Source organism: Acidithiobacillus thiooxidans ATCC 19377, assembly GCF_009662475.1.
Classification (GTDB): Bacteria; Pseudomonadota; Gammaproteobacteria; order Acidithiobacillales; family Acidithiobacillaceae; genus Acidithiobacillus; species Acidithiobacillus thiooxidans.
In genome coordinates, this window is the sequence record NZ_CP045571.1 from 432,501 (window position 1) to 459,099 (window position 26,599).

At 54.2% G+C, this 26,599-nt stretch carries 30 protein-coding genes and 1 pseudogene (1 of these 31 running past the window's edge); 22 read left to right on the forward strand and 9 right to left on the reverse strand.

The features are described from left to right. The 7 genes in view from nusA to GCD22_RS02365 are tightly spaced (at most 53 nt apart) and all read left to right on the forward strand, a layout consistent with a single transcriptional unit that may run on beyond the window. Positions 1-1,255 carry the 3' portion of a transcription termination factor NusA gene (gene nusA / locus GCD22_RS02335; RefSeq protein WP_031575834.1) on the forward strand. It extends 227 nt beyond the left edge of the window, so only the last 1,255 of its 1,482 coding nucleotides appear in the window; its start codon lies off the left edge, out of view; its stop codon occupies positions 1,253-1,255. Positions 1,256-1,308: 53 nt separating this feature from the next. Further along, positions 1,309-3,930 carry a translation initiation factor IF-2 gene (infB, locus tag GCD22_RS02340; RefSeq protein WP_031575833.1) on the forward strand — a complete coding sequence of 874 codons (2,622 nt, stop codon included), beginning with the start codon at positions 1,309-1,311 and terminating at the stop codon, positions 3,928-3,930. Positions 3,931-3,939: 9 nt separating this feature from the next. Beyond that, positions 3,940-4,323, forward strand: coding sequence for a ribosome-binding factor A (locus tag GCD22_RS02345; protein WP_031575832.1), 384 nt, complete (start codon positions 3,940-3,942; stop codon positions 4,321-4,323). Positions 4,324-4,325: 2 nt separating this feature from the next. Further along, complete coding sequence (gene truB / locus GCD22_RS02350) at positions 4,326-5,207, forward strand: tRNA pseudouridine(55) synthase TruB (protein WP_031575829.1); 882 nt, start codon at positions 4,326-4,328, stop codon at positions 5,205-5,207. Positions 5,208-5,246: 39 nt separating this feature from the next. Next, a complete protein-coding gene (gene rpsO, locus GCD22_RS02355; protein WP_010641513.1) occupies positions 5,247-5,516 on the forward strand; it encodes a 30S ribosomal protein S15 in 270 nt (89 codons plus the stop codon). A 10-nt stretch (positions 5,517-5,526) separates the two neighbouring features. After that, positions 5,527-7,605, forward strand: a complete 2,079-nt coding sequence (gene pnp / locus GCD22_RS02360; protein ID WP_051690767.1) for a polyribonucleotide nucleotidyltransferase — start codon at positions 5,527-5,529, stop codon at positions 7,603-7,605. Positions 7,606-7,613: 8 nt separating this feature from the next. Continuing rightward, positions 7,614-8,867, forward strand: a complete 1,254-nt coding sequence (locus GCD22_RS02365; protein WP_153940365.1) for a M16 family metallopeptidase — start codon at positions 7,614-7,616, stop codon at positions 8,865-8,867. On the opposite strand, the gene gloB is transcribed toward GCD22_RS02365, so the two are convergent. Beyond that, positions 8,864-9,616, reverse strand: coding sequence for a hydroxyacylglutathione hydrolase (gloB, locus tag GCD22_RS02370; protein WP_031575815.1), 753 nt, complete (start codon positions 9,614-9,616; stop codon positions 8,864-8,866). The two genes, GCD22_RS02365 and gloB, sit on opposite strands and share 4 nt — an antisense overlap. A 102-nt stretch (positions 9,617-9,718) precedes the next feature. Here gloB and GCD22_RS02375 point away from each other — a divergent pair, with 102 nt between their 5' ends. The 3 genes from GCD22_RS02375 to dnaQ are packed head-to-tail and all read left to right on the forward strand — an operon-like array spanning position 9,719 to position 11,684. Further along, positions 9,719-10,489, forward strand: coding sequence for a class I SAM-dependent methyltransferase (locus GCD22_RS02375; protein WP_031575813.1), 771 nt, complete (start codon positions 9,719-9,721; stop codon positions 10,487-10,489). Beyond that, positions 10,489-10,965, forward strand: a complete 477-nt coding sequence (gene rnhA, locus GCD22_RS02380) for a ribonuclease HI (RefSeq protein WP_010641519.1) — start codon at positions 10,489-10,491, stop codon at positions 10,963-10,965. The genes GCD22_RS02375 and rnhA overlap by 1 nt, the downstream gene beginning before the upstream one ends. Next, positions 10,956-11,684, forward strand: coding sequence for a DNA polymerase III subunit epsilon (gene dnaQ / locus GCD22_RS02385; protein ID WP_081576804.1), 729 nt, complete (start codon positions 10,956-10,958; stop codon positions 11,682-11,684). The genes rnhA and dnaQ overlap by 10 nt, the downstream gene beginning before the upstream one ends. An 11-nt stretch (positions 11,685-11,695) precedes the next feature. On the opposite strand, the gene gloA is transcribed toward dnaQ, so the two are convergent. The 6 genes from gloA to GCD22_RS02415 all read right to left on the reverse strand — a co-directional run bounded on the left by gloA (position 11,696) and on the right by GCD22_RS02415 (position 16,979). After that, complete coding sequence (gloA, locus tag GCD22_RS02390) at positions 11,696-12,082, reverse strand: lactoylglutathione lyase (RefSeq protein ID WP_010641521.1); 387 nt, start codon at positions 12,080-12,082, stop codon at positions 11,696-11,698. Between the two features lie 48 nt (positions 12,083-12,130). Then, the gene (locus GCD22_RS02395; protein WP_031575804.1) at positions 12,131-13,330 is read right to left on the reverse strand and encodes an argininosuccinate synthase; all 1,200 of its coding nucleotides are present in this window, start codon (positions 13,328-13,330) and stop codon (positions 12,131-12,133) included. After that, a complete protein-coding gene (gene argF, locus GCD22_RS02400; RefSeq protein WP_031575801.1) occupies positions 13,331-14,269 on the reverse strand; it encodes an ornithine carbamoyltransferase in 939 nt (312 codons plus the stop codon). Next, complete coding sequence (locus GCD22_RS02405) at positions 14,266-15,432, reverse strand: aspartate aminotransferase family protein (RefSeq protein WP_031575798.1); 1,167 nt, start codon at positions 15,430-15,432, stop codon at positions 14,266-14,268. The genes argF and GCD22_RS02405 overlap by 4 nt, the downstream gene beginning before the upstream one ends. Continuing rightward, positions 15,432-16,658 carry an aspartate kinase gene (locus GCD22_RS02410; protein WP_031575795.1) on the reverse strand — a complete coding sequence of 409 codons (1,227 nt, stop codon included), beginning with the start codon at positions 16,656-16,658 and terminating at the stop codon, positions 15,432-15,434. The genes GCD22_RS02405 and GCD22_RS02410 overlap by 1 nt, the downstream gene beginning before the upstream one ends. Positions 16,659-16,769: 111 nt before the next feature. Beyond that, complete coding sequence (locus GCD22_RS02415; RefSeq protein ID WP_010641530.1) at positions 16,770-16,979, reverse strand: YgaP family membrane protein; 210 nt, start codon at positions 16,977-16,979, stop codon at positions 16,770-16,772. A gap of 194 nt (positions 16,980-17,173) precedes the next feature. Between GCD22_RS02415 and tal the strand changes: the two genes are divergently transcribed. Then, positions 17,174-18,271: a transaldolase gene (tal, locus tag GCD22_RS02420; protein ID WP_031575791.1), complete on the forward strand. Its 1,098-nt coding sequence runs from the start codon at positions 17,174-17,176 to the stop codon at positions 18,269-18,271. A gap of 11 nt (positions 18,272-18,282) precedes the next feature. Here the strand turns inward: tal and GCD22_RS02425 are convergent, their stop codons facing one another. Beyond that, entirely contained in the window at positions 18,283-19,056 is a 774-nt protein-coding gene (locus GCD22_RS02425; RefSeq protein ID WP_010641534.1) for an enoyl-ACP reductase FabI, read from the reverse strand. A 19-nt stretch (positions 19,057-19,075) separates the two neighbouring features. Next, on the reverse strand, positions 19,076-20,896 hold the full coding sequence (locus GCD22_RS02430) for a LysM peptidoglycan-binding domain-containing protein (protein ID WP_031575787.1): 1,821 nt from the start codon (positions 20,894-20,896) through the stop codon (positions 19,076-19,078). A gap of 253 nt (positions 20,897-21,149) precedes the next feature. On the opposite strand from GCD22_RS02430, the gene GCD22_RS02435 reads away from it, so the two are divergent. From GCD22_RS02435 to GCD22_RS02485, 11 genes and pseudogenes are all read left to right on the forward strand, one after another. Then, a complete protein-coding gene (locus tag GCD22_RS02435) occupies positions 21,150-21,710 on the forward strand; it encodes a hypothetical protein (protein WP_031575785.1) in 561 nt (186 codons plus the stop codon). Between the two features lie 193 nt (positions 21,711-21,903). Further along, the gene (locus tag GCD22_RS02445; protein WP_010641537.1) at positions 21,904-22,683 is read left to right on the forward strand and encodes a PhzF family phenazine biosynthesis protein; all 780 of its coding nucleotides are present in this window, start codon (positions 21,904-21,906) and stop codon (positions 22,681-22,683) included. 91 nt (positions 22,684-22,774) lie between these two features. Further along, a complete protein-coding gene (locus GCD22_RS02450; RefSeq protein ID WP_075322178.1) occupies positions 22,775-23,188 on the forward strand; it encodes a GFA family protein in 414 nt (137 codons plus the stop codon). A 493-nt stretch (positions 23,189-23,681) separates the two neighbouring features. Next, on the forward strand, positions 23,682-23,888 hold the full coding sequence (locus tag GCD22_RS02455; protein ID WP_010639621.1) for a hypothetical protein: 207 nt from the start codon (positions 23,682-23,684) through the stop codon (positions 23,886-23,888). After that, positions 23,881-24,102: a type II toxin-antitoxin system HicA family toxin gene (locus GCD22_RS02460; RefSeq protein WP_029316160.1), complete on the forward strand. Its 222-nt coding sequence runs from the start codon at positions 23,881-23,883 to the stop codon at positions 24,100-24,102. The genes GCD22_RS02455 and GCD22_RS02460 overlap by 8 nt, the downstream gene beginning before the upstream one ends. A 97-nt stretch (positions 24,103-24,199) precedes the next feature. After that, on the forward strand, positions 24,200-24,760 hold the full coding sequence (locus GCD22_RS02465) for a GIY-YIG nuclease family protein (protein WP_031575781.1): 561 nt from the start codon (positions 24,200-24,202) through the stop codon (positions 24,758-24,760). A 7-nt stretch (positions 24,761-24,767) separates the two neighbouring features. Continuing rightward, positions 24,768-25,211, forward strand: a complete 444-nt coding sequence (locus GCD22_RS02470; protein ID WP_010639615.1) for a DUF6884 domain-containing protein — start codon at positions 24,768-24,770, stop codon at positions 25,209-25,211. A gap of 157 nt (positions 25,212-25,368) precedes the next feature. Continuing rightward, positions 25,369-25,461, forward strand: a pseudogene (locus GCD22_RS18875) (hypothetical protein); the annotation flags it as partial. A gap of 165 nt (positions 25,462-25,626) precedes the next feature. Next, positions 25,627-25,869: a type II toxin-antitoxin system Phd/YefM family antitoxin gene (locus tag GCD22_RS02475; RefSeq protein WP_031575778.1), complete on the forward strand. Its 243-nt coding sequence runs from the start codon at positions 25,627-25,629 to the stop codon at positions 25,867-25,869. Then, complete coding sequence (locus GCD22_RS02480) at positions 25,866-26,129, forward strand: Txe/YoeB family addiction module toxin (RefSeq protein ID WP_031575773.1); 264 nt, start codon at positions 25,866-25,868, stop codon at positions 26,127-26,129. Before GCD22_RS02475 ends, GCD22_RS02480 begins: the two co-directional genes overlap by 4 nt. 139 nt (positions 26,130-26,268) lie before the next feature. Continuing rightward, positions 26,269-26,544 carry a DUF2442 domain-containing protein gene (locus GCD22_RS02485; protein WP_031575770.1) on the forward strand — a complete coding sequence of 92 codons (276 nt, stop codon included), beginning with the start codon at positions 26,269-26,271 and terminating at the stop codon, positions 26,542-26,544. Positions 26,545-26,599: the final 55 nt, after the last annotated feature.

Here is a 26,599-nt window from a genome sequence, read left to right on the forward strand (position 1 = left end):
GCAAATCCGTCTGGAAGCAGCCAAGGCGATACGTCCCGACGTGGATCTGGGGGGCTTTGTAGAAGAAGTTCTGCCACCGGTCGAATTTGGTCGCATTGCCGCACAGACCGCCAAGCAGGTGATTGTCCAGAAAGTACGAGATGCTGAACGGGACCGGATTGTTTCCGACTTTGCCTTGCGTAAAGGGGATATTATCAGTGGTCTGGTCAAGCGTATGGAAAAAGGCAATGCCATTGTCGATATGGGGCGGGCAGAGGCGCTGTTGGCCAAAGATGAAATGATGCCGCGTGAGGCCATTCGTCCCGGCGACCGGGTCAAGGCACATCTACAGGACGTCCGCAGGGTGCAGCGTGGTCCACAGTTGTTTTTGTCGCGGGTCAGCCCCGAATTGTTGATCAGGCTGTTTGCCCAGGAAGTGCCGGAAATTGGTAATGGTATGATCGAAATCATGGGGGCGGCACGGGATCCTGGCTTGCGCGCGAAACTGGCGGTGCGCTCCAATGACCCTCGAGTGGATCCAGTGGGTGCCTGTGTCGGCTTGCGCGGTAACCGCGTTCAGACGGTCATCAACGAACTCAAGGGTGAGCGTATTGATATCGTCATCTGGTCGGCAGATCCGGCTAGTTATGTCATCAATGCCTTATCACCGGCCGAAGTGTCGAGTATTGTGGTAGATGAAAACACCCACAGTATGGATGTGGTCGTCGATGCTGAAAACCTCTCGCAGGCCATCGGACGCGGCGGGCAAAATGTGCGCCTGGCCACGCAGTTGACAGGATGGACCATCAATATCCTGACGGAAGAAGAAGCCCAGGCCAAACGTGACGAAGAAGATTCCAAGTTCCTGAATCATTTTGTTCAAGAGTTGGGCGTGGATGAAGATCTGGCGCAACTGCTGGTCAGCGAGGGCTTTACCTCGATTGAAGAAGTGGCATATGTGCCAGTTGCCGAGATGATGGAAATTGAAGGGCTTGATGAAGAACTGGTCAGCGAACTGCGGCGTCGGGCGCGCGATATGCTTTTGAACAAAGCCATTGCCCAGGAAGAACAGGTGGCCTTAAGCGAACCTGGTGAGGACCTGCTAAGCCTGAAAGAAATGGATAAAGGCCTGGCCCATCTGCTGGCCAGCAAGGGTGTGGCCACTGCTGAAGATTTGGCGGAGCTGGCAGCCAGCGAGTTATGTGAGATGGTCGGGATTGATGAAGAGCGTGCGAAAGCTCTTATTCTGGAGGCGCGTGCGCCCTGGTTTGCTTAATACGAACCCTGTGAACGCATTGTGCGAACAAGTGGTTTTGGAGAAAGAGGATTATGACGGTAACTGTCGCCAATTTTGCAGCTGAATTAGGTGTAACCCATGCGCGCTTGTTGGAGCAGTTGAATGCTGCGGGCATCGTGAAAAAAACAGCAGATGATGTGGTCACTGAAGACGACAAACATCGGTTGCTGGCTTCGTTACGCAGTGCCCATGGAGAAGGAAGTGGCGAGCTGCGGCGGATCACCCTGAACCGTACCAGCACCTCTGAAATCAAGCAGTCGGTCGGTGCGGGAAAATCCCGTACTGTACAGGTGGAGGTCCGGCGTAAGAGAACCTACGTCAAACGTGAGGTGACCGCAGATGAACCGGTAGAACAGTTGCCTGTTGCGGAAAGTCAGGTTGCTGAGCCGGTTACAGCCGTCGAAACATCGCCCCCCGAGATCGAGATGCTGGTGAGCCCCGTTGACGTTGCCGTCACGGAGACTGTCCAGGACTCAGCCGCCCCTGTCGCCCAGCAGGATGCTCCCGAACCGGTAGAATCGGTAGCGCAACCCGTGGTGACAACCCCCGAAGCTATACCGGCAGTGGAGCCAAAAGCGCCAGGCGCTGAACGTCAGCCTGCTGCCCGTGCCCATAGCGAACGCGCTGCGGCACCGGATCGTAACCGTGCTCCAGTCAGCGAACGCCCGCGTCCCGCAGCAACTGCCCCGGCTAAAGCACCCTCGGCCCCGCCGCGTGGTAAAAAAGCAGGCCCGGCAGGTCGTGGAGAGGATGATCGTTCCGGTGCCGGACGGCGTGGTCCACGTCGTAATGATGAGGGCGGCAATGCCGATGCTTTAGGGCGTCGGCGTAAACCTGGAGACAAGAAAAACCGGAATCGCGGTACGCAGATGGGCAATGAAGCCATCATGGCACCGGTGATTCGCGAAGTAGCCGTCCCCGAAACCATTACGGTGGGTGAATTGGCCAGCCGCATGGCGATCAAGGCCACGGATGTCATCAAGGCCATGATGAAAATGGGCGTGATGGCGACCATCAATCAGGTGATTGACCAGGAAACGGCGGCTATTGTCGTTGAAGAATTAGGTCATAAGGTCAAGATGGTAGCCATGACCAGTCCCGAAGCCTTCCTGATGGATGAAGGCAGTACGGAGACCCCGATTATTGGCAGACGGCCCCCCGTGGTCACGGTAATGGGGCATGTAGACCATGGTAAAACCTCACTGCTGGACCGGATTCGTTCGGCGCAGGTAGCCAGTGGGGAAGCAGGAGGAATCACCCAGCATATTGGTGCTTATCATGTGGAAACGCCCAAAGGCATGGTAACTTTTCTGGATACCCCAGGCCATGAAGCCTTTACCGCCATGCGGGCCCGAGGTGCTCAGGCTACCGATATTGTCGTTCTGGTAGTGGCGGCAGATGACGGTGTGATGCCGCAAACCATTGAAGCCATCCATCATGCCAAGGCGGCACATGTGCCGATTGTTGTGGCCGTCAACAAAATCGACAAACCCGGAGTGGACCCTGAACGGATCCGACAGGAGTTGGCAGGTCATGAGGTGGTTCCTGAAGAATGGGGTGGAGACGCGCAGTTTGTGAATGTTTCGGCCAAGGCCGGTCTGCATATTGATGATCTCCTGGATGCGATCCTGTTGCAGGCGGAAATGCTCGAACTGGATGTGCAGAGTAATGGTCCGGCCAAGGGTGTGGTCATTGAGTCCCGTCTTGATCGGGGTCGGGGTGTAGTGGCCACGGTACTGGTTCGGCAGGGTACCCTGCATGCTGGGGATATGCTCCTGGCGGGAGCCCAGTTTGGGCGCGTGAAAGCGCTGGTTAATGATGCCGGACAAAGTACGCAGGAAGTAGGCCCCGGTTTGCCTGCCGAGGTTCTCGGCCTCAGTGATGTTCCCCATGCGGGTGACGAGGTTGTGGTTGTGGCCGATGAGCGCAAGGCGCGTGAAGTCGCGCTGTTCCGTCAGGGCAAGTTCCGTGATGTGCGTCTTGCCAAAAACCAGAAGGCTTCCCTGGAGAGTCTCTTTGAAGCCGCTGCGGATGGTCAGTTGCAGCAGTTGAATCTGTTGATCAAGGCTGACGTGCAAGGTTCGGTAGAAGCATTGAGTACGACGCTGGAGCGCCTTTCCACTTCAGAAGTAAAAGTGACCGTTATTCACTCGGGTGTGGGAGGTATTACTGAATCGGATGTGAATCTGGCGGCAGCTTCGCAAGCGGTGCTTATCGGCTTTAATGTACGGGCGGAAGCTCAGGCCCGTCGCCTCATAGAAAGCACTGGCGTAGATGTACGTTATCACAGCGTGATTTATGATGCCGTGGATGAAGTCAAAGCCGCCATGAGTGGTATGCTGGCACCGGAAATCCGTGAAAAAATCATTGGTCATGCTGAGGTCCGCGAAACATTCCGGGTTCCCAAAGTGGGTACGATCGCCGGCTGTATGGTCATCGATGGCGTTGTCCGCCGTAATGCCAAGGTCCGCGTGCTGCGACAGGACGTGGTCATCCACAGCGGTGAAATGGATTCTTTGCGCCGCTTCAAGGATGACGCCAAGGAAGTCCGGGAAGGTTTCGAGTGTGGTATCGGTCTGCGCAATTACAATGACCTCAAAAACGGGGATATCATTGAGGCCTACGAAACCACTGAAGTCGCGCGTACGGTCTAGGAGTTGGCGTTGCAGCATACTCATCGTGTTTATCCGCGCGGCGCCAGGGTATCTCACCTGCTCCGTGAAGAAATTGCCGCGCTGTTGCGCGAGTTGCATGGTCTTCCTGCTGATCTGGCGCTCTTGCCGCCCAGCATAACCATGGTCGACTTGCCAGCTGACATGCGTTCGGCAACCGTTTTCTTTTCCCTGATGGATGGTCCCGGGCGCGCCGCTGCGGTCCGCCAGATCCTCGATGCCCGGGCGGGAGAAATGCGTCAGATACTGGGGAAGCGGCTGGCCTTGCGGCGGATTCCGCCATTGCACTTTGTTTATGATGCGCGCTTTGATCGGGGTGCTGAAATGGCAGAAATTCTGGCGCATTTGCCGCCCGCTGCGGATGAGGAAGCGTGATCATGACCTGTCAGCATGGCCTGTTGTTGCTCGATAAGCCAGAGGGTTTAACCTCCAATGCGACCCTGCAGCGCGCCAAGCGGATTATGGGGATCAAAAAAGCGGGACATACCGGCAGCCTCGATCCCATTGCCACCGGGCTGCTGGTATTGCTCTTTGGTGAGGCGACCAAAGTCTCTGATTACATTCTGAATGCCGACAAGTCCTACCGGGCGACCCTGCGGCTGGGACAGACAACCAGCACGGGTGATCGTGAGGGTGAGATTCTGGAAGAAAAAGCGGTCACGGTAGTGCGCGCCGATATCGAGGCCATGCTCCCGCGTTTTCTGGGAGAAATTGCCCAGATTCCTCCCATGTACTCGGCCATCAAGCAGGGTGGCAAGCCTTTGTACGAGCTGGCTCGTAAAGGGATTGAGGTGGAAAGGGCGCCGCGTCAGGTGCGCATTGACGGTTTGCGCCTGATAGAATTCACCGGGAATCGCCTGGTCATGGATGTGGATTGTTCCAAAGGTACCTACATTCGCAGTCTGGCGATGGATTTGGGCGCGGCCTTGGATTGTGGGGCTCATGTCGAAGCGTTGCGACGAACGTGCACAGGGCCATTCAGGATCGAGGACGCATTTACTCTGGAAGCGTTGGCAGAGCAGCAGAAACAGGGTGAATGTCCGTTAAAGGCGATGGATCTGGCACTGGAGTATTTGCCCGCCGTCACCCTGACGGAGAACACCGCTTATTATTTGCGTCAGGGGCAGGGTGTGGTGGTGGCACATGCACCTTCTCTGGGACGTATTCGCCTTTACGGACCGGGTGCGCAGTTTCTCGGTCTGGGAGAGGTCATGGACGACGGAAAGGTGGCGCCACGCCGCCTCATGAGCGTAAACTAGGGAGTATTGTTTTTTTAGAAGTTCCGAGGAGAAGAATTTATGTCGCTGTCGCGTGAAGTCAAAGCAGATGTTGTTCAGGGTTATGCTACCCATGCAGGAGATACGGGTTCTCCCGAAGTGCAGGTCGCCCTTTTGACCACTCGTATTGAAGGATTGGCTGATCATTTCAAAATTAACAAGCATGATCATCATTCCCGTCAAGGATTGCTGAAAATGGTGGGCCAACGCCGCAAGCTGCTGGATTACCTCAAAAAGCGTGATGTGAATCGTTATCGTTCGCTGATTGAGCGTCTGGGTCTGCGTAAGTAAGGAGAAGGTTTTGGCCATCATTCGGAAAGAGTTGGATTTCGGCGGACAGCGCCTGCATCTGGAAACAGGTCGTATGGCGCGTCAGGCTGATGGGGCGGTACTGGTTTCCAGTGGCGACACAGTGGTTCTGGTGACGGCCGTTGGCCGTCGTGAAATGAAACCCGGTCAGGACTTCTTCCCCTTGACGGTCAATTATCAGGAAAAAGCCTATGCTGCCGGTAAAATTCCGGGGGGCTTCTTCAAGCGCGAAGGTCGGCCAACTGAAAAAGAAACCCTGACCTCGCGACTGATTGATCGACCCATTCGTCCCTTGTTTCCCAAAGGCTTCATGAATGAAGTGCAGGTCATCGCCACGGTTCTTTCTGTGGATCGCGATCATGACCCGGACATTCTGGCGATGCTTGGTGCTTCGGCAGCCTTGGCGATTTCCGGTATTCCGTTCAGAGGTCCTATTGGGGGCGCCCGGGTGGGTTACGTCAATGGACAATATGTCCTGAATCCCAGCGCTGCCCAATTGGCTGAATCGCAGTTGGATCTGGTCGTGGCCGGAACCCGTAATGCGGTGTTGATGGTGGAATCAGAAGCCCAGCAACTGTCTGAAGAAGTAATGCTTGAGGCCGTCATGTTTGGGCACGCCGGATTCCAGCCGGTCATTGAGGCTATTGAGGCCCTGGCCCATGAAGTGGGTAAGACCAGCTGGAACTGGGTGGCACCCGTAGCCGATGAGGCTTTGGGTCAGCAGGTGCAGGCCAAGGCTTCGGGCTTGCTGCAGGAAGCCTACTCGTTGGTAGAAAAACAGGCGCGTAGTAAAAAGCTTGAAGAAATTCAGCAGCACATGGTTGCAGAATTAGCCTTAGAAGATGCGCAGCTGGCAGACATGGTGCGTGGTTTTGTTAAAAAAATCGAAACCGGTATTGTCCGGGGGCGGATTCTGGATGGTGCGCCGCGCATTGATGGGCGGGACACCAAGACCGTGCGACCCATTACGATTGAGGCGGGGGTTTTACCCCGCACCCATGGTTCGGCCCTGTTTACCCGGGGTGAAACCCAGGCTCTGGTCGTCGCAACTTTGGGAACCAAGGGCGATGAGCAGATTATCGACGCTCTTCAGGGAGAAAGTCGTGATCGCTTCATGCTCCATTATAATTTCCCGCCATTTTCCACCGGCGAAACGGGCATGGTGGGGTCACCCAAACGCCGTGAAATTGGTCACGGTCGTCTGGCAAAACGGGCAGTAGCCGCAGTGTTGCCGGAAGCCAGCGAATTTCCCTACAGCCTGCGGGTGGTTTCAGAAGTGCTGGAGTCCAATGGTTCTTCCAGTATGGCTACGGTGTGCGGCGCTTCATTGGCCCTGATGGATGCCGGTGTTCCGTTGAAGGCTCCCGTTGCCGGAGTCGCCATGGGACTGATCAAGGAAGGTGAGCGTTTTGCGGTCCTGACCGATATCCTGGGTGATGAAGATCATCTGGGTGACATGGATTTCAAGGTGGCGGGTACCGAACAGGGTGTGACTGCCCTGCAGATGGATATCAAAATTGACGGTATTACCCGTGAAATCATGGCTGCAGCCCTAAAACAGGCCCATGCCGGACGTCTTCATATTCTGGGTCTGATGAATGCAGTACTCGAAAAAGGCCGCGTCGAACTTTCGGATAACGCCCCGCGCATTATTACCATACACATCAACCCGGACAAAATCCGTGATGTCATCGGGCCGGGCGGTAAAGTCATTCGCGCCTTGACGGAAGAAACCGGTGCTGCCATTGATATTCAGGATAATGGTACGGTCACCATCGCCACGGTGGACAGTGAAGCCGGTGCTGCCGCCCGTCGGCGGATTGAACTGCTGACGGCGGAAGTACAGGTGGATACCATATATGATGGTAAAGTGGCAAAAATCATGGACTTTGGCGCTTTTGTCACCATTCTTCCGGGGCGTGATGGTCTGCTGCACATTTCCCAGATCAGCAGCGAGCGGGTCAGTGATGTCCACGACTACCTCAAGGAAGGGCAGGCAGTGCGGGTGAAAGTTCTGGAAGTTGATCGTCAGGGCAAAATCAAGCTCAGCATGAAGGACATTACCCAGTAATTCTGGATTTGGCGGTTTTGACAAAAAATATCGAAGCTTCTGTAAGCACGCTGGATAACGGCGTTGTCGTTCTCAGCGAAAGGTTGCCGGATCGCCAAAGCGTGGCCCTGTCCCTGACCTTGGGAAATGGTAGCCGTGATCAGGCTGCAGATGAAAACGGTTTTGCCCATCTCCTGGAACACATGCTCTTCAAGGGCAGTACCAAAAGAGATGGAGATGCACTGAATGCAGCGATGGAATCCCTGGGCGGGACCATCAATGCCTTCACCGATCGTGAGAGTACTGTTTTCCATGGCACGGTGCTGGCCGAGGATGCTCAGGAAGCTTTTGTCCTGCTCAGTGAAATGCTCACGCACCCACGTTTTGATCACGCGGATTTACGTCTGGAAAAACAGGTGGTCGCCCAGGAGGCCGCCATGGCTGCCGAGGACCTGGAGGATTGGGTACAGGAACGGGCCTTATTGGAGATATGGGGAGAGCACCCCCTGGCCTGGCCCGTGTTGGGCAAGGCCAGCTGTATTCGTGCAGCCAGCCGTAAACGCATACAGGCCTATCACGAGCGGGTTTTGGCCGAATCGCCCCTGATTGTTACGGCTGTTGGTGCTGTGGATCATGAGCGTTTGTGTGGATGGGTGCAGCATGCCTTTCCCGAAACGCGTCGTCCGGCCCCCCTGCAAAATGGCTTGCCCCCCCGCTTTCAGCTTGGTAAAAAAAATCTGCGTCGTTCAGAAGCCCGTCAGGCGCATTTGGTCTGGATGGCACCAGCTTGTTCCGTCGAATCAGAAGACTATCTCGCTCATGTGGTGGCCAATGCCATTCTGGGGGGAGGCACCGCCTCTTATTTATTCCGGGAACTCCGGGAAAGGCGTGGATTGGCGTATCAGGTATTTTCCCATCTGGATGCTTTGCGCGACTGTGGCGAATGGTCGTTGTATGTAGCCACCCCGGAAGATAAAGCCCATGAAGCCGGCAAGGCGATGTCCGAAGTGCTGTCTAAATTGCTGAGTGAGGGACCCGGTTCGAGCGATATGCTCTGGGCAAAACGCAGCTTGCGGATTCAGTTGTTGCTCGGACAGGAAGATGCCGAAGTGCGCATGAGTCGGCTGGCTCGCCAGTGGCTTTATCTGGGCCGCCTGCATTCGGCAGAACAATCCTTGCAGAAACTGGAGCTTGTGGATGCAGAAGCCGTACGTCGGGTTTTGCGCGAAGCCTGGGAACAACGCCTGGAAATGAGCTGCTTACCCTCACGCCGCAAGACTTAGGAAAACTGGTCCTTCCAGCGTCGCAAAGCGGTAAATACAGATAATGCCGTGCCGCCGCTGAGGGGGTCAAAGTGCCGGGCACTGGCAATCAGCGCAGGATCAGCACAGCGCAGAAAAGGATTGCTGGCGCGTTCCAGAGCAATGCTTGACGGCAAGGTGGGTTGTCCACGCTCGCGCTGCTTTTGGGCTTGTATTTGTCTGTCCCGAATAACCGGGTTGCCGGGATCCACCAAAGCTGCAAAACGCAAATTATTCTCGGTGTATTCGTGGGCGCAGTACACCGCTGTCTCCGGAGGAAGCGCGGCAAGCTGCTGCAAGCTATGGAACAACATCTCGGGAGTACCTTCAAAGATCCGTCCGCAGCCGGCAGCAAAAAGTGTGTCTCCGCAAAACAGAGACGCATTCCAGACATAAGCGATGTGATCCCGGGTATGACCCGGAACTTCCATGACCTGGATTTCTGCGGAGCTAATGGCCAGTTTTCCGGCAGCAACCGGATGGGTCAGGGCGGGTATCCGCTTATTGGCACCATAGACAGGAATGCGGAAATGGTCGGCGAGGGCAGCTACGCCCCCTGTATGATCGGCATGATGATGCGTGCAGAGTATGGCCGTCGGCACCATCTGTCTGGGCGCAAGCCATTGAAAAATCGGTTCGGCGTCGCCGGGATCGACAATCCAGACACCGGCGCTGCTTTCCAGCACATAAATGTAGTTATCCGCAAATGCAGGAATGAAATGCACAGACATGTTTGGTTCTCAGGGCAAGCGGGTTACCATAAGCCTACTATGGGAGTTGGTTGGGGTCACGCACACTTGGGTTTTTTGTCATGTTGAAGCGGTTTTACTGAAATGCCGGGGCGGGGACGTCTTAGCCGGCCGCAAGAACAACGGGCTGCCGTGTGGTGGGATAGTGGTGCCGGACGTCTGCTGCTGGATCGGGCTCGAGATATTCTCCCACGCTGGATTGAGCGTTTGCAGCCGGAAACGGTTTTGCAACTGGGGCAACCGCTATTCTGGGGAATGCCTCCAGGCACAGAGCGAACCTGGGTGTTGCTGAATGATGGCGCCGCATTGCCACCGGAAGCTTATTTGCAGGTTTGCGGGGCCTGTCCGGATATGCCCTTTGCGCCCATGCGCTTTGATCTGGTTATTGTTCCCTTTTGTTTGAGTCGAATGGGTGATCCTGAAGCGGTGCTGGACGAATGCTGGCGGGTGCTGCGCCCTGAAGGTCATGTATTGATCATGGATTTTAATCCCGGGGGGAGCTTGAGCTTCATGCGCCGCTGGCGTTTATGGCGGCGGGATCGGGCCTGGCCCTGGCGTCGTCCCTTTCTGCCCTTAGGGAAGTTGCGTACCCTGCTCGAAAATCAGGATTTTATACTGAAAGAAGGGCGCTACTTTCAGTACACCCTGCCGGGTTTGGAAAAAAATGCACAATGGATGGAGCTCGTGGGTGACCGCTGGTGGCCGGCGGGTGCAAACGCTTATTTATTGCTGGCCCAACGCCGTGACCCTGAGCGACCTTTGGTCGGCTTGGCTACGCCCGTAAAATTGCGTCGGGAGCGTCGTAAAGTCAGCTCTGAAGCCCCGGCAGCTTATGATCACTCGGAGCTGGGATGATGACGGATAAAATTGTGGAATTGTTTACGGATGGGGGTTGCCGAGGTAATCCCGGCATCGGGGCCTGGGGTGCCTGGTTGCGGCGCGAAACACAGGAGAAGGTGCTCTGGGGATTTGAACCGGAAACCACCAACAACCGCATGGAATTGACAGCGGCTCTGCGCGGTCTCGAAGCCCTGAAACGTCCAACCCGGGTCCGCGTGATCAGTGATTCCCGTTATTTGCGTGATGGTATGACCCAGTGGTTGCCAGGTTGGCAACGGCGCGGCTGGCGCACGGCGGGTGGGGATCCAGTCAAAAATCAGGATATCTGGGAGCTTCTGGTAAAAGCCTCTGCTCCCCATGAGGTAGAATGGGAATGGGTGCGCGGGCATTCCGGTCATGTGGAAAATGAAAAGGTCGATGCCCTGTTGAATCAGGTCATGAATCAGTACGGCGCGCACCAGCAGCGCGAAGAGGGGGAAGGATGGCTTTAAGACAGGTGGTGCTGGATACAGAAACGACTGGTATTGACTGGAAACAGGGTCATCGGGTCATTGAAATTGGCGCGGTAGAGTTGCTGGATCGCCGTTTGACGGGGAATAATTACCAGCAGTACCTCAACCCCCAGCGCAGCAGTGATCCCGAAGCCCTGCGTGTGCATGGCCTCACCGATGCGTTTCTTGCGGACAAACCATTATTCGCCGAAGTGGCTGAGAACTTTCTGAACTATCTGGGTGATGCAGAGCTGATTATTCACAATGCGCCCTTTGATCTGGGTTTTTTGAACCATGAACTCGGAAAAATAGAAAAAATGCCTCTGAATCATAAAGTTCTGGATACTTTGGTGGATGCCCGTCGTCGTCATCCCGGGCAGAAAAATGACCTGAACAGCCTGTGCCGACGATATAATGTCGACAATAGTCACCGTGAGCTGCACGGCGCTTTGCTGGATTGCGAAATCCTGGCCAAGGTCTACCTCGGCATGACGGGGGGGCAGGTGGATATGATGGGCTTGTTGAATGCTTCAGAGGAGCAGTCGGGAACGGAGTCTTCCCGAGATTCTGCGACTTCTGTGCAAATTGCTCAATTCAACAGCAGCACGGTAGCAGGGCGGCCGCGATTGCGGGTTATTCGCGCTACTGCGGAAGAAACCGCCCTGCATGCCCAATATTTAGAGGATATGGGCGGAAAAGCTCTATGGAATGCGCCATAAAGCGCCGTAACTTATTGTTTGTGCTCAATGAGCTCGATGCGGTAACCGTCAGGATCTTCCACAAAGGCAATGATGGTACTGCCGTGTTTCATAGGTCCTGCTTCGCGCACCACTTTGCCACCCCGCCCACGAATGGCATCGCAAGCCGCAGCGGCATTTTCCACTTCCAGGGCAATATGCCCGAAGGCATCACCGAGTGAGTAATGATCTACGCCCCAATTGTAGGTCAGCTCAATGACGGCTCCGGCGCTTTCCTCCTGATAGCCCACAAAAGCGAGGGTAAACTTGCCGTCGGGATAATCTTTGCGGCGTAACAGATGCATGCCGAGGACTTCCGTATAAAACTGGATGGAGCGATCCAAATCACCCACCCGTAGCATGGTATGTAAAAGACGCATTTGACTCTCCTTGCACAGGTTACTGTGCGGTTTTTGTCCAGAGATGTATTACCCCTGCAAGCGTTTTTCAATCCGCAGACGCAGGGCGTTGAGCTTGATGAACCCTTCTGCATCTTTCTGATTATAGGCGCCAGCATCATCTTCGAAGGTCGCAATGCGGGGATCAAACAGACTTTCCTGAGACTTGCGACCGACTACACTGCAGGTCCCCTTAAAGAGCTTGACGCGAACCACGCCGCTCACCAGACGCTGGGTCTGGTCGATCAGGGTCTGCAGAGCGCGGCGTTCCGGACTCCACCAGAAGCCATTGTAGACAATGCTGGCATAGCGGGGCATCAGCTCATCCTTGAGATGGGCGACTTCCCGATCGAGGGCAATGGATTCAATGGCGCGATGGGCCTTGAGCAAAATGTTGCCGCCAGGCGTTTCATAGCAGCCTCGCGACTTCATGCCGACATAACGGTTCTCGACAATATCCAGACGGCCAACGCCATGCTCGCCACCTACGGTATTGAGGTGCGCCAGTAATTGCTCAGGATTCAGGGCTTCACCGTCCACCGCGATGGGATCACCATGGGCATAGGTGATTTCCAGATAGCGGGGTTGATCCGGTGCTTTCTCAGGCGCTGTAGTCCAGCGCCACATGCTCTCTTCGGCCTCCGCCCAGGGGTCTTCCAGAATGCCGCCTTCATAGGAAATATGGAGAAGATTGGCATCCATGGAGTAGGGCGACTTTTTACCATGTTTTTCCACAGGAATGCCGTGTTTTTCGGCATACTTGAGGAGCTTTTCACGGGAGTTCAGGTCCCATTCCCGCCAGGGAGCAATGACCTGAATGGCCGGGTTCAGGGCGTAAGCACCCAGTTCAAAGCGGACCTGATCGTTGCCCTTGCCGGTGGCTCCATGAGCAACGGCATCAGCACCTACTTCAGCGGCAATTTCCACCATGCGCTTGGCGATAAGGGGCCGGGCAATGGAAGTCCCCAGCAGGTATTCCCCCTCATAAATGGTATTGGCGCGAAACATGGGAAATACATAATCGCGGACAAATTCCTGACGGAGGTCGTCAATGAATATTTCCTTGGCACCGAGCTTTTCTGCCTTGATGCGGGCTGGCTCTACTTCTTCACCCTGACCGATATCTGCCGTAAAGGTGACAACATCACATTGATATTGATCTTGCAGCCATTTGAGAATGACCGAGGTATCGAGACCCCCTGAGTAGGCGAGAACGACTTTTTTGACCATTTAAGAAGCTCCTTGCAAAGCGGCCACAGGGCCGATGCCAAATAAAAATTCCATGAGCGCCTTCTGGGCGTGCAGGCGATTTTCCGCCTCTTCCCAGACGACCGAAAGGGGACCATCCATAATGTCGGCGCTGACTTCTTCTCCGCGATGTGCCGGAAGGCAGTGCATGAACAAAGCGCCAGGTGCAGCAGCAGCCATGAGGGTGTGATTCACCTGAAAATCCTGAAGAATGGCGCGGCGCTGCCCGGCCTCCTGTTCCTGTCCCATGCTGGTCCAGACATCCGTTACAACCAGATCGGCACCTTCCACTGCTGAAACGGGATCGTGGAGGACGGTGACATATTCTCCCCCGGTTGCCAGCATGTCGGCGCTGGGAGCATAGGGAGCAGGGCTGCCGATACGCAGGCTGAAATTGAAAATGTGTGCGGCCTCCATCCAGGAATGGGCCATGTTGTTGGCTCCATCTCCTACATAGGCAACTCTCCGTCCTTCCAGTGTGCCCCAGTGTTCGGTGGCGGTCATGAGATCGGCAAGCAACTGGCAGGGGTGGTGGTCATCGGAAAGACCATTGATGACGGGCACTCTGGAGGCTGCGGCAAAGAGCTTGAGGTTGTCATGACTGAAAGTGCGGATCATGACCATGTCTACCATCCGTGAAATCACCCGGGCGGTGTCTTCAATGCTTTCTCCGCGACCGAGTTGGGTGTCGCGTGGCGAGAGGAAAAGGGCATGTCCGCCCAGTTGCGCCATACCCGTCTCAAAGGAAACCCGGGTCCGGGTAGAGGACTTTTCAAAAATCATGGCCAGAGTCCGTCCGGTAAAGGGCATGTACCGTTCACCCTGGCGCTGCATGTGCTTGAGAGCAATAGCACGGTCCAGCAAGGCCTTTAGTTCGGCTTGGCTGAGATCGGCGAGGCTGAGAAAGTGACGTAGTTTCATGATGTTGGTTCCAGTAGTCGGACGATCCCGGCAACCAGCAGATCTATTTCCGATTCAGAAATAATGAGTGGTGGTAATAGCCGAATGACTTTGTCCGCAGTGACATTAATCAGTAAGCCTGCTTCCAGAGCCCGCTCTACCAGACGTTCGGGTTTTTGCGCCAGCTCAATACCGACCATCAAGCCCATACCGCGTATATCCCGAACCTCTGGATGCTGAGCCAGGGCATGACGCAGTTTCTGCTGCAACAGTGCCCCCATTTTGGCCGCCTGAGCAGGAATGTTGGCGTTTTCCATGGTGTCGAGTACCGCCTGGGCGGCAGCACAGACCAGGGGGCCACCCCCGAAAGTCGTTCCATGTTTACCTGGCCCAAACAAGTCAGCTGCTGCTTTGCGGGCAAGCAGGGCGCCAATGGGTACCCCGTTTCCCAGGCCTTTGGCCAGGCTGAGTACGTCCGGAAATGCGCCGTCAAGCTGTTGATAGGCAAAGAAATTGCCAGTACGACCGATGCCGGTTTGGACTTCGTCGAGCATGAGCAGCAGTCCGTGGGCATCACAAATACTGCGCAGATCCGCTAAAAATCCCTCGGGAGCAGGGCGCACGCCGCCCTCACCTTGCACGGGTTCAACCAGAATGGCAGCAATAGCCGGATTGGCGGCAATCAGTCCTCTGACCGTGCTGCTGTCGCCATAAGGAGCCCGCACAAAACCGGGTACCAGCGGTGCGAAGCCTTCCTGAATGCGGAAATTGCCCGTCGCCGTCAGCGCTGCCAGAGTGCGGCCATGAAAAGCCTGGGTAAATACCAGAACCTGTGGTTCGGCAATGCCTTTCTGATGGCCGTGGAGACGCGCCATTTTGATGGCTGCTTCGTTTGCTTCAGCGCCACTGTTACAGAAAAAGGCAGCATCCAGACCGCTGAGGCGGCAGAGGCTATCGGCCAGTTTTTCCTGCAGAGGAATTTGGTAGAGATTGGATGTATGCAGCAGGGTGCCCGCTTGTGACTGAAGGGCCTGGGTGACGGCAGGGTGGCAATGACCCAGACCCACTACCGCAATACCCGCCAGGGCATCCAGATAACGCCGTCCCTCGCTGTCGTAAAGCCACACGCCCTCTCCCCGGCTGAAAGCCACGGGCAGGCGTGCATAATTGTTCATGAGTGGCATTATATCGGGGCCTCCCCATCCAGGTTGAAAGCGGCGTGCAGGGCCCGCACCGCCAGTTCCAGATATTTTTCTTCGATGACCACAGAAATTTTGATTTCCGAGGTGGAAATCATCTGAATATTGATATTTTCCTTGCCCAGGGTGGCAAACATGGTGGCGGCAATACCGGCATGGGAACGCATGCCGACGCCTACTACTGATACCTTGACAATGTGGTCGTCGCCCCGCACATCTTCGGCTTCCAGTTTTTGGGCCACAGCGCCCAGAATATCTTTGGCCTGGGCGTATTCATTACGATCCACCGTGAAGGTGAAATCTGTTTTGCCAGCTTCGGAAATATTCTGCAGGATAACGTCCACGTTGATATTGGCTTCTGAGACGGGTCCCAGAATGGAATGGGCAATACCAGGGTGATCAGGAACGCCAATCATGGTGAGTTTGGCTTCGTTACGGGAGAAGGCGATGCCAGAAACGCGGGGAGCTTCCACAGAATTTTCCTCATTGGTAACCAGGGTGCCGGGCCCATCCTGAAAAGACGACAAGACCCGAACAGGAACATTGTACTTCATGGCAAACTCAACAGAGCGCGTCTGCAGTACCTTTGCGCCGAGGCTTGCCATTTCAAGCATTTCTTCAAAAGTAATGCGATCAAGGCGCCGCGCTCGCGACTCCACGCGCGGATCCGTTGTGTAAATGCCATCTACATCAGTAAAAATATCACATTCGTCGGCACGCAGGGCAGCCGCCAGTGCGACGGCAGTGGTGTCCGATCCGCCGCGTCCCAAAGTAGTAATATTGCCATGCAGGTCGACACCCTGGAAACCGGCAACCACTACGATCTTCCCGGATTCGAGGGCTGAACGAATTTTATGATCATCAATATGCTCAATGCGCGCCTTGGTATGGGCAGAATCCGTGGTAATGGCTACCTGGGTCCCGGTAAAAGACTGGGCCGCTTGTCCCATCTCTTCTAAAGCCATGCACAACAGGGCAATAGTCACCTGTTCTCCGGTGCTCAGCAGGGTATCCAGTTCACGCTCGGCAGGGTGAGCCGCCATGGCTCGCGCCAGTTGCAAAAGGCGATCGGTCTCGCCAGACATGGCCGATACCACGACCACAACCTGATGCCCGGCCAGATGGGTAGCCATGACTTTTTCGGCAACCGCGCGAATGCGCTCGGGGTTGCCCACAGATGTTCCACCAAATTTTTGTACGATGAGTGCCATTGTCAGTGATTTTATGAAAAATTAAGGGCAAATCATAAAGCCTTGGGACGCGTTCGTACAGGATGGGGCGAGAAGCCCTCAACAGGGTGCTTTTTTATGAGATCTGCTTGCTTACTGTGACAGGTTTTCCGGTTTCCGGGTTTTTTTGAGGAAGGAGTACACCGGGCAATAGCCGAAAACCCCCGTTGCAATGAGGAGGAGCCCCGAAAAGGTCCATTCCCGATAGGGGAAGGGATTAACGAAATAGATGAGAAAAATGATGGCGCCGAAGTAAAGGCGCAGCCAACGCTCGGTACTGTTCATGTTCTTGATGATTTTCATGATATGGCCGTCCTTAAATGAGAGGGCTGGGTATGAATACTAGACCGCTTCGGTCCGTGCCGCAATAGGGGAATCGTGCATGGTCTCAGCATCTTCTCCGGGCTTGAACTACAATAAACTGCATGAAGAAGATCGTGTGAGCAGTCTGGAATAGCCAAACGGGTTTCTGCAGTGATTTCCGGGGAGATGGAAGGATGACAACAGATTTACGGGCGTTGCACAAAGAGGTGGGTCAGAGCATCTGGCTGGATAATTTGTCGAGAACACTGATTCACGATGATGTTCTCAGAAAATATATCAGCGCAGATGGAATCAGTGGGGTTACCTCCAATCCCAGCATTTTTCAGAAAGCCATTCATTCCAGTCCCTACTATCAGGATGATTTGCGGCAAGTTGCAGAATCTGCCGAGCGACTTTATGAACAGCTCGTTTTGCAGGATTTGCAGATGGCCTGCGATCTTTTGCAGCCGGTGCATCAGGAAAGTGCTGGCGATGATGGTTGGGTGAGCTGGGAGGAATCTCCGCGTTTGGCGCATGATGAAGCAGCTACGGTTGCTGAAGCCCGCCGTCTGCGGGGATTGGTGCAGCGTGACAATTTATTGATCAAGGTTCCCGCAACGCCCCAGGGTATTGCGGCACTGGCCACGCTGATAGGCGAGGGTATTTCAGTCAATGTCACCCTCATGTTCGGATTGGAACATGTCCACCAGGTTTTTGCGGCTTATCAACAGGGCTTGGCGCATTGGGTAAAACAAGGCGGCGACCCCCGCCGGGTCAAGGCAGTTGCCAGCCTTTTCCTGTCACGGGTAGACACCCTCGTTGATCAGCAGCTCGAAAAAATTGCGACAGCAGAGTCTCTGGCTCTACGCGGCAAGGCCGCAGTGGCCATGGCCAAGGTTGCTTACAAGGTCTATCAGGAGACCTTCCATGGGGACGGCTTCGCGGAGTTGGCCAAGGCCGGTGGGCGTCCGCAGTATCTGCTCTGGGCCAGTACCAGCACGAAAAACCCGGAATACTCAGACTTACTCTATGTCGAACCGTTGATGGGACCGGAAACGATCAATACCTTGCCGGATGAAACCCTGAACAAGCTGCGTGATCATGGCCATATCGCGAATCGGGTGAGCGAGGATCTGGACGCGGCACAGGCAGTCATGGCCGGACTGGAGTCGCTGGGTATTCACATGGACAGTGTGGCTGAGCAATTACAGCAGGAAGGGCTGGCCTCCTTCGCCAAAAGTTTTGAGGAAATGTTGGCGGAGGTCGGCAAGGCCATGCCCTGTGGTGGTTGATTGCCTTCGAATTAAAAGCCGACGGTATTGAAGCCGGCATCGACGTAAGTAATTTCGCCGGTGATTCCTGAGGCAAGGTCGGAGCAGAGGAAGGCCGCCGTGTTGCCCACTTCTTCCTGGGTGACATTGCGGTGGAGGGGAGCATGCTCCGCATAGTGGTCGAGGATTTTACGGAATTCACTGATTCCGCTAGCTGCCAAAGTGCGAATGGGACCTGCGGAAATAGCATTGACACGAATGCCATCACTGCCCAGGGAATAAGCCAGGTAACGAATGCTGGCTTCGAGGCTGGCCTTGGCCAGGCCCATGACATTGTAGTTGGCCATGGCCCGTTCGGCGCCGAGATAGCTGAGCGCCAGTAAAGCGCCTTGGCGTCCCTGCATCAAAGGATGCATGGCTTTGGCCATGGCGGTGAAGCTGTAGGAAGAAACTTCGTGGGCAATACGGAAGCCTTCGCGGGTGGTGGCATCCAGATAACTGCCACTGAGTTCTTCCTTGGGCGCAAAAGCCGCGCCGTGGATACCAATGTCGACGCCACCCCATAGTGACTGGACGCGCTCCATGGCCGCCTGCAATTGCTGTTCATCCATCAGATCCAGTTCCAGGGGTTCCGGCGCGCCGATTTGCCCGGCCAGTTCTTCCACCCGACTTTTGGTGCGCTCGCCCTGATAGGTCAACAGCACTTCGGCTCCCTGACGATGCATGGCCTGCGCGATTCCCCAACAAATGGAACGATCATTGGCTACGCCAACGATGAGCGCCTTTTTGCCTGTCATGAAACCCATAAAACCTCCTGTGTGCTGCTTAGCGTGTATAAATAGTGAGACGTGATCCCGGCTGAATGTCGCTGGCAGAGGCCAGGTGGTTCCATTGGATGAGCGACTTGGGTTGCACATGGTACTGCTGGGCAATTTGCCAGAGTGTATCGCCTTTGCGAACAATATAAGTCGCTGCGCGCGGCTGGGTGGCGGCGCGTTCCTGGCGGGCACTGATAGCCGCTACGGCGGTTTCCGAAGGGATATTCAGGACCTGACCCGGATGAATGACGGATTGCTCGGTCAGGTGGTTCGCATGGGCAATAGCGGTGATACCTACACCGGCCCGCTGAGCGATTTGCCAGAGACTTTCGCCGGGGCGCACCGTCAGCTGTCTTTGTCGGCGTGCTGCCGTATAAACGGGAGTGGCATGACCTCCGTAAACGGTGAGATGTTCTCCCACTTGCAGATCATTGGCCGAATGGATATGATTCCAGCGCATCAGGTCCTGAACGCTGACGCCAGCCTGCTGCGCCAGTCCCGAAAGGGTATTTCCGGAGTGGACAACCAGAGAGTGATTGGCCGGTTGGCTATAAGTGGCGTTTTCCAGATGATGACTTCCATAAACCACCAGTTGCTGGCCCACCTGCAGGTCACGCGCGGAGCGTAAATGATTCCACTGCTTCATCTGCTGAACACTGACCCCGGCCTGCATGGCTATTTGTGACAGGGTGTTCCCTGGATGTACCGTCAAATGGCTGAGCCGAGGTTGGGTGACGGGCTGGGCCACCGGTGTGGCAGCGACGGCCGGTTGTGCGATGGGCAAAGCCTGAGCTGCTACCTCCTGCGGCATGGTCAACAGCGCTGTTTTCAGGGTGGCCGCCTTGTCCTTGGGAACTACAAGCTGATAGTCCGCCGGGACTACGCCATAACTGATTCCGGCATTGAGGTGTTGCAATTCGCGCACCGGGACATTCATCAGATTGGCAGCCACATTGAGGGCGACTGATTTAGGGGTGGTGACTACCGCTATGTGGGCCGTGTTGGGGATATAGGGCAGACTGACGTGGTAAGCCTTGGCATTTTTGATGACCTGGGCAAGACCCAATAATTCGGCCACGTAATTTTCAGTTTGTTCGGGAAGATTCAGATCCCAGAAATCGGTAGGTTGGCCGGCTGCCACGTTTTGCTGGATAGCGGCGGAAACCGTACCCTGTCCGGCATTGTAGGCAGCAATCGCCAGGAGCCAGTTTCCACCAAAATAATTGTATAAATAAGACAGGTAATCCAGGGCGGCGTTGGTCGAAGCCGTCAGACTGAGGCGGGGATCCCCGTAACGCGTATTTTGCAATCCAAAACTCCGCGCGGTTCCGGGCACAAACTGCCAGAGCCCTGCGGCGGCGGCAGGAGAATAGGCTTTAGGATTGTAGCCGCTCTCAATGGCAGGCAGTAGAGCCAGTTCCATGGGCAGGCCACGTTGAGAAACGGCGTTGACTACGTAATAGAGGAAAGGACGCGAATTGCCGAGAATTTCTTCGAGTTTGCCCTGATGCTGCAAAAACCAGGTGCGCCATTTATCGACTTCAACCCGAGACACGTTGCTGAGGCGCAGACCCTGGTCAATGTTTGTCCAGACATTACCTGATCCGGTCTGGTCGCCAAAGGCCCCCGCCGCCTCGAATTGCTGCAGTGTCGCCGCAAGACTGTCATTGCCGGGGTGGTTGCTTACGCTGGAATCTGAAGAGGTCCCAACCGATGCTGCGCCCTGTAAGTCACTTTGTGGCAGCCCTATGGTTTGACTATCTGCCCAAGCCATAGGGCTGCTCCCTAGCACCACCGCAGTGGCGATAGCGATTATTCGTTTGTTCATGTTGCTCCTTCCTGGGCGGGTTCAATCCACAATCGGGCGTCCCGCAGACGTTACCCTTCACAATAAGGATGTCATTATAAACAGCAGCTTGGTACGGCCTTTGCTTACTATCTTAGGGATAGTAAGCAAAACCAATATCCCGAGTCAATCGACTTTTCTTGAGGCCGCTCGCTTGGCTTGCTTTACGCATCGATTTTTGAAAGCCTTGAACGTAACTGTTGCCGGACAGTAATTAAAGGCTAAGGAGTGAAACATGCAGGACAAGAATCCAAAAAAACGGCAAGCCGTATGGTGGTTAGGTGGAATAATGATGCTCACTGGCGCAATGACGCCATGGTCGGCAGCGCAGGCGCAAAACATCCGACCCATGACCATACAGCAGTTAGTGAATGGGCCAATGTTTTTGCATCAAGATGGTCCATTAACGCAACTGTTTCATATTACGGGTACCCCTGGAGATGTGGTAGCATCCAGAGCGGCGTTGATGACATCCATTAGGGGTGTCGGGTTCTCTGGCCTTCCTGCCGCGCAAAAAGAATATGAAAAGCTGCTGGACCATCTGGGTATCGCCCAGGCGGTTGTGAGAGGCAACAGTTTTCGCCTGAAGCAGACCGCTCCACACCAAAGTGGCGGAACGGCATCCCGTCCTGTATTGGTTTTTCCAGTGATACTGCAAGAATCCCATCATCAGGAAACGGGGCCATGGATTAATAAAGGACCCTATACCCTGCGGCTCACGTATGTGGGACATTCTACGCAAAAGGGTTTTGGGTCGTCTCCCGTGTTATCTGAAATCGCACTGGTCCGGAAATAGATTTCGGCTCTCCATATGGATAACCATGCAAGCAAATTGGCCCATTGATGTCCGAGTGTCTGATAAAAGGGTTTCACAACGAGCGTGGAGAAGTTGCGCTCTGCGTACCTGACCAATCTGTTCCTCTGGGAACCAGGTTGCGGTGAGAGCGGCCCGGCTTGGATTCGGGCGTTAGGTTTTTCTGGAGGTCACATTGAAGCTCAAGCAATACCAGGTTGATGCGTTCACGGATAAAGTTTTTGGGGGTAATCCTGCCGCTGTGGTTCCGTTGTCAGCGTGGCCAGATGATTCGCTTCTCCAAGCAATTGCTGAGGAAAACAATCTTTCCGAAACAGCGTTCTTCGTTCCTGCTGAAAAAGTCTTTCAGCTGAGGTGGTTCACTCCACTCAAGGAGGTTGATCTTTGTGGCCATGCAACCCTGGCGACAGCGCATATCATTTTTGAAATTCTTGGCTATGCCAAAGCGGTTATCACTTTTGAAACGCGCAGCGGCGCGCTATTCGTGGAAAAAAATGGCGCCCGCTTGAAAATGAACTTCCCGTCACGACCACCTGCACCCTGCCAGCTTTCCGAAATTTTGGTCAAGGGGCTCGGCCAGCGTCCGGTTGAAGTATTGGCTGCGGACGACTATCTGGTCGTGTTTGACAGTGAAGCCACTGTTCGCGCCATCACACCTGACCAAGCGCTCCTTGCTCAGCTGGATTTGCGCGGCGTGATTATTACCGCACCCGGTATGGAGGCTGATTTTGTCAGCCGCTTCTTTGCCCCCAAGTATGGCGTTCCCGAAGATCCTGTTACGGGTTCCGCGCATTGTGCGCTTGCGCCGTACTGGGCCAATAAACTGGGCAAGAACATCCTGACCGCCAAACAGGTTTCCAAGCGTGGTGGTAACATCACTTGTGAGGTGAAAACTGACCGCGTGTTTCTCTCGGGTTGTGCGGTCATGTTTATGGAGTCTGAAATTTTCTTGTAAAATATATGATGATAAGCTCAATATCGACTGCGTGAGAGCGTGCGGCCACTTGGCTTCACGTTATGTCCTCATTAACAGGTAGGAGTCTTTTATGAATGCAAAATATTCCGGGCGGTGCCTTTGTGGGGAAATCAGCTATTCAGTTGATATTGAGCCAGTGTTTACTGGAAATTGTCATTGCAAAGACTGTCAAAGATCATCAGGTGGTGCATTTATTCCGGCGATGCTTTTCCCTGAAAAAAATGTGGTTGTTTCAGGTGCAGTAAAATATTACGAATCTCAGGCAGATAGCGGAAATATTCACAAAAGAGGCTTTTGCCCGAACTGTGGTTCCCAATTGTTCGCAAGGTTCGGCCATATGCCAGGAGTGCTGGGTATAAAGGCCGGCACTTTAGATGACCCATCGAATTATGTTCCAACGATGGATTTTCATGTAAGTAGCGCTGCACCATGGGACTGCATGAATCCAGCGCTACCTAAAAAGCAGGGGGCGGCACAAAGCTAACGATTGTGCATATCAAGTCTATTTGGCCGACAGTTATCGCCAGTGTGCTGCACAAGTACGCGTCGGGTTGCTTGATTGAAAATCCTTCCCGCTCAATTAGACACACTGACAAGTGGCACGTCGGTTAGCGGGCTTCACCAATCGGAGAGAAGCCCTCAGAGTTACGTCCTCGTAGCTGGTGAGGAACAAGAGGTCGCTGAATCTGAAATCCAGGTCGGCGGCCACACGCACGAGTCCAGGCGTTAGAGCCAGAAAGCGCGCAGCCGATCCAGAAGTTTGGGTGGGTTGCTGGAATCTGGTTTGGTGTTTTTCATCTGGAAGATTTTAGGCTGTCCTAAATTGTTGTGCAATGGGAAATACCATGAATATACAGCGTGTTGTTACTGCTAATTTTGCATTAAACAATGCTTGATGATAGCATTGTTGAGTCTAAATTTTTTTAGGCGTCAAGCATCAATTGCGAGACAATGAATGTCTTCTTGGGAGCGAAGCTATGGAACTGACTGCTGTTCTTACCCCCGCCGAAGAAGGCGGCTATGTCGCGCTAAATCCAGAGACAGGTACGACCACCCAAGGCGAAACGGTCGAAGAGGCTATTGTCAATCTGACTGAAGCTACAGCACTTTATCTGTCTGAGTTTCCGCTGCCAGCGCAGGGCCATCCGCTGGTAACAATGTTCAGCGTTCCTGCCCATGCCTAGGCTGCCTCATGTATCAGGAGCTGAAATTGTGAAGGCGCTGGAGCATCTGGGTTTCGAGAAGGCGCGCCAGTCCGGTAGTCACGTCATCATGCGTAGAAGATCAAGGGGGTGCGTTGTGCCGCTACACAATGAGGTCAAAACTGGAACCTTGGCTGGCGTTCTTCGTCAGGCCGACATATCCCCCGAAGTTTTCATTGCGGCACTGCGATTCTGATGATGCTCAACCCTTCGCTCCAGCCGACCAGCTACAGCGGGCTTCGCCCGCTTTCGCCGTCGGCTGAGCTGGCACGTTGTGTCGCAAGAAGGGTGCAATGACTCAACCTCAACCACTTTTGTTGTTCCGCAACCATAAATGGTCGGATCTCCCTACAACCCCTGGTGTTTACTGGTGGTATTTCCCACGCATAGCACTTGATCATTTTTGCATTGCCGAATTCTGTGACATCACGAAACTACGGTTACGGACAGCGCCAGATGGCAAAGTGTGCCTCTATCACGGTTTAGCTAAGAGCATCGCACAGCGCGTGCAATGGCATGCAGCTCAAAAGTTGACATTGAGTTGCCTACAGACCGGTTTCCTCTCGACTTTCCGGTTTACTCTTCTTGCCCTGAACGACTTTGATTACTCGGAAGGAGTGGAAAAGATCGACAAGTATTTCGACGCTCTCTCTGTCAGTTGGCGATCGACAACGACAAGGGAAGAGGCAGAATCCATCGAGTGTAACGAGCTTCATGGCGAATACTATTACCCACTCAACATTCAAGGGAACAAACGGCCTGAACTATTAGCTTTTACCCGCCATTTGAAGGTCATGCGAAGCGCCTACAAAAAACGGTATATAAGTGGTAGTGACCATCATTGTGCGAAGTGAGATGACAATGCAATCCAACAATTCCACTATCTATCTTGTTTCTTGTGTCGGCAAAAAACGAAATCAGCCATGCGCGGCACGTGATTTGTATATTTCTGATTGGTTCATCAAAGCGCGCCGATATGCAGAATTATCTTTATATCCATGGTACATTCTATCTGCCGAGTACGGTTTGGTTCCTCCCGATCAAATAATTGCACCATATGAGCGGACGCTCAACACGATGAGGGTGGTGGATCGCCGCTCATGGGCCGATCATGTAACCCTTCAGCTTTCGGAAGCCGCTCCAGACTTGAAACAGGTAGTGTTCTTTGCAGGTGTGCGGTATCGTGAGTTCTTGACCAGCCACCTTTCCGATAGGGACATAAAAGTATCGATCCCAATGGAAGGGCTGCGAATCGGGAAGCAACTGAGTTGGCTTTTACAGCACACCTCGTTGTCTGTAGGCTAATGTTCAAGCGGCCGCACAACTCATTCAATCCGACTCCGCTTCGCGGCGCCGCTGAACTTAAACGTTGGGCACCTTTCAACGCCGTCGCGGAGATTAACAATGTGTAACCGCGTGGCTACATTCTCCCCATGGTCGAAATGCGGAAAACTATAAGGCGCTTTCCGGCGAACGCAGACCCGGCTTCGATACAATTCTCAAGGTCGTCGGCGCTCTCGGTTTGAAACTTCATGCCGAGGCGGGTCGCTCGTAACAAGGTGCCCAGCCACTCTGTCAACCGGACGCCCTGCCAGCTACGCTGGCAAGTTCCCTCTGTCCTTCAGGCTCCGGTCGCCGGTTACGTTGAACGTTATGTTAAAAAATCGGCCTTGAGCAACCGTGCGTAATAGCGTACGCTTAAATCCAGGGAGGGGGAAGCATGACCATACTCAACGCGACAGAGGCGAGATCGAAGCTGTACAGCCTTATCGATGAAGCCGCAGATTCTCATCAACCCATTGTCATAAAAGGCAAACGCGGTAACGCTGTTCTGATTTCGGAAGAAGATTGGAATGCGATATCTGAAACGCTCCATTTGCTTGCCGTTCCGGGAATGCGCGAGTCGATTCAAGAGGGCATGAAAACGCCAGCGTCTGAATGTGCGAAGGATCTCGATTGGTGAGGTGGCGGCTGGTTTATACCCAGCACGCGCAAAAAGATGCGAAGAAGCTCGCTGCATCAGGCCTGAAGGAAAAGGCAGTGAACTTGCTGAAGGTGCTTGAGGAGAATCCTTATCAAAATCCACCGCCGTACGAAAAACTCGTTGGTGATCTTGCCGGCGCATATTCCCGCCGAATCAATATACAGCACCGCATTTTGTACGAAGTCCTGGAGCAGGAGCATATCGTCAAGATTTTGCGACTATGGACACATTATGAATAAAGAAACATAACAAATCGTTAAATGGATTACCGGGCTGCGCCCGGGGCGCCGTTTAACTCGGCGTTGAATCAAGGGCTTTCTCATAAGCAGATCAATGAGGCGTTGGCTTTGGTTCATGCTCATCACGAGGAGATCATCAATGCCTGGCATAGCCACTTCGGGAATTGAAGTTTCGTTGGTATCAAACAAGGGCTTCTGGCTGCTCTTGGACAAGGACGAGCTTTTTGTTTCATATGCCGAGTTCCCGTGGTTCAAACAAGCCACGGTTGAGCAAATCACCACAATTGAACGGCAATCCTCTGCCCATCTTTATTGGCCCTTGCTTGATGTTGACCTTGCCGTTGAATCTATCCGCAATCCAGCTTTGTTCCCATTAGTTGCCAAGCCCAACCCATCATTCCGGCGGACGCGCTGACGAACTCCACCGAATTCAGACGTTGGAGTTTACCGCCGCTAACGCAAACCGTCAG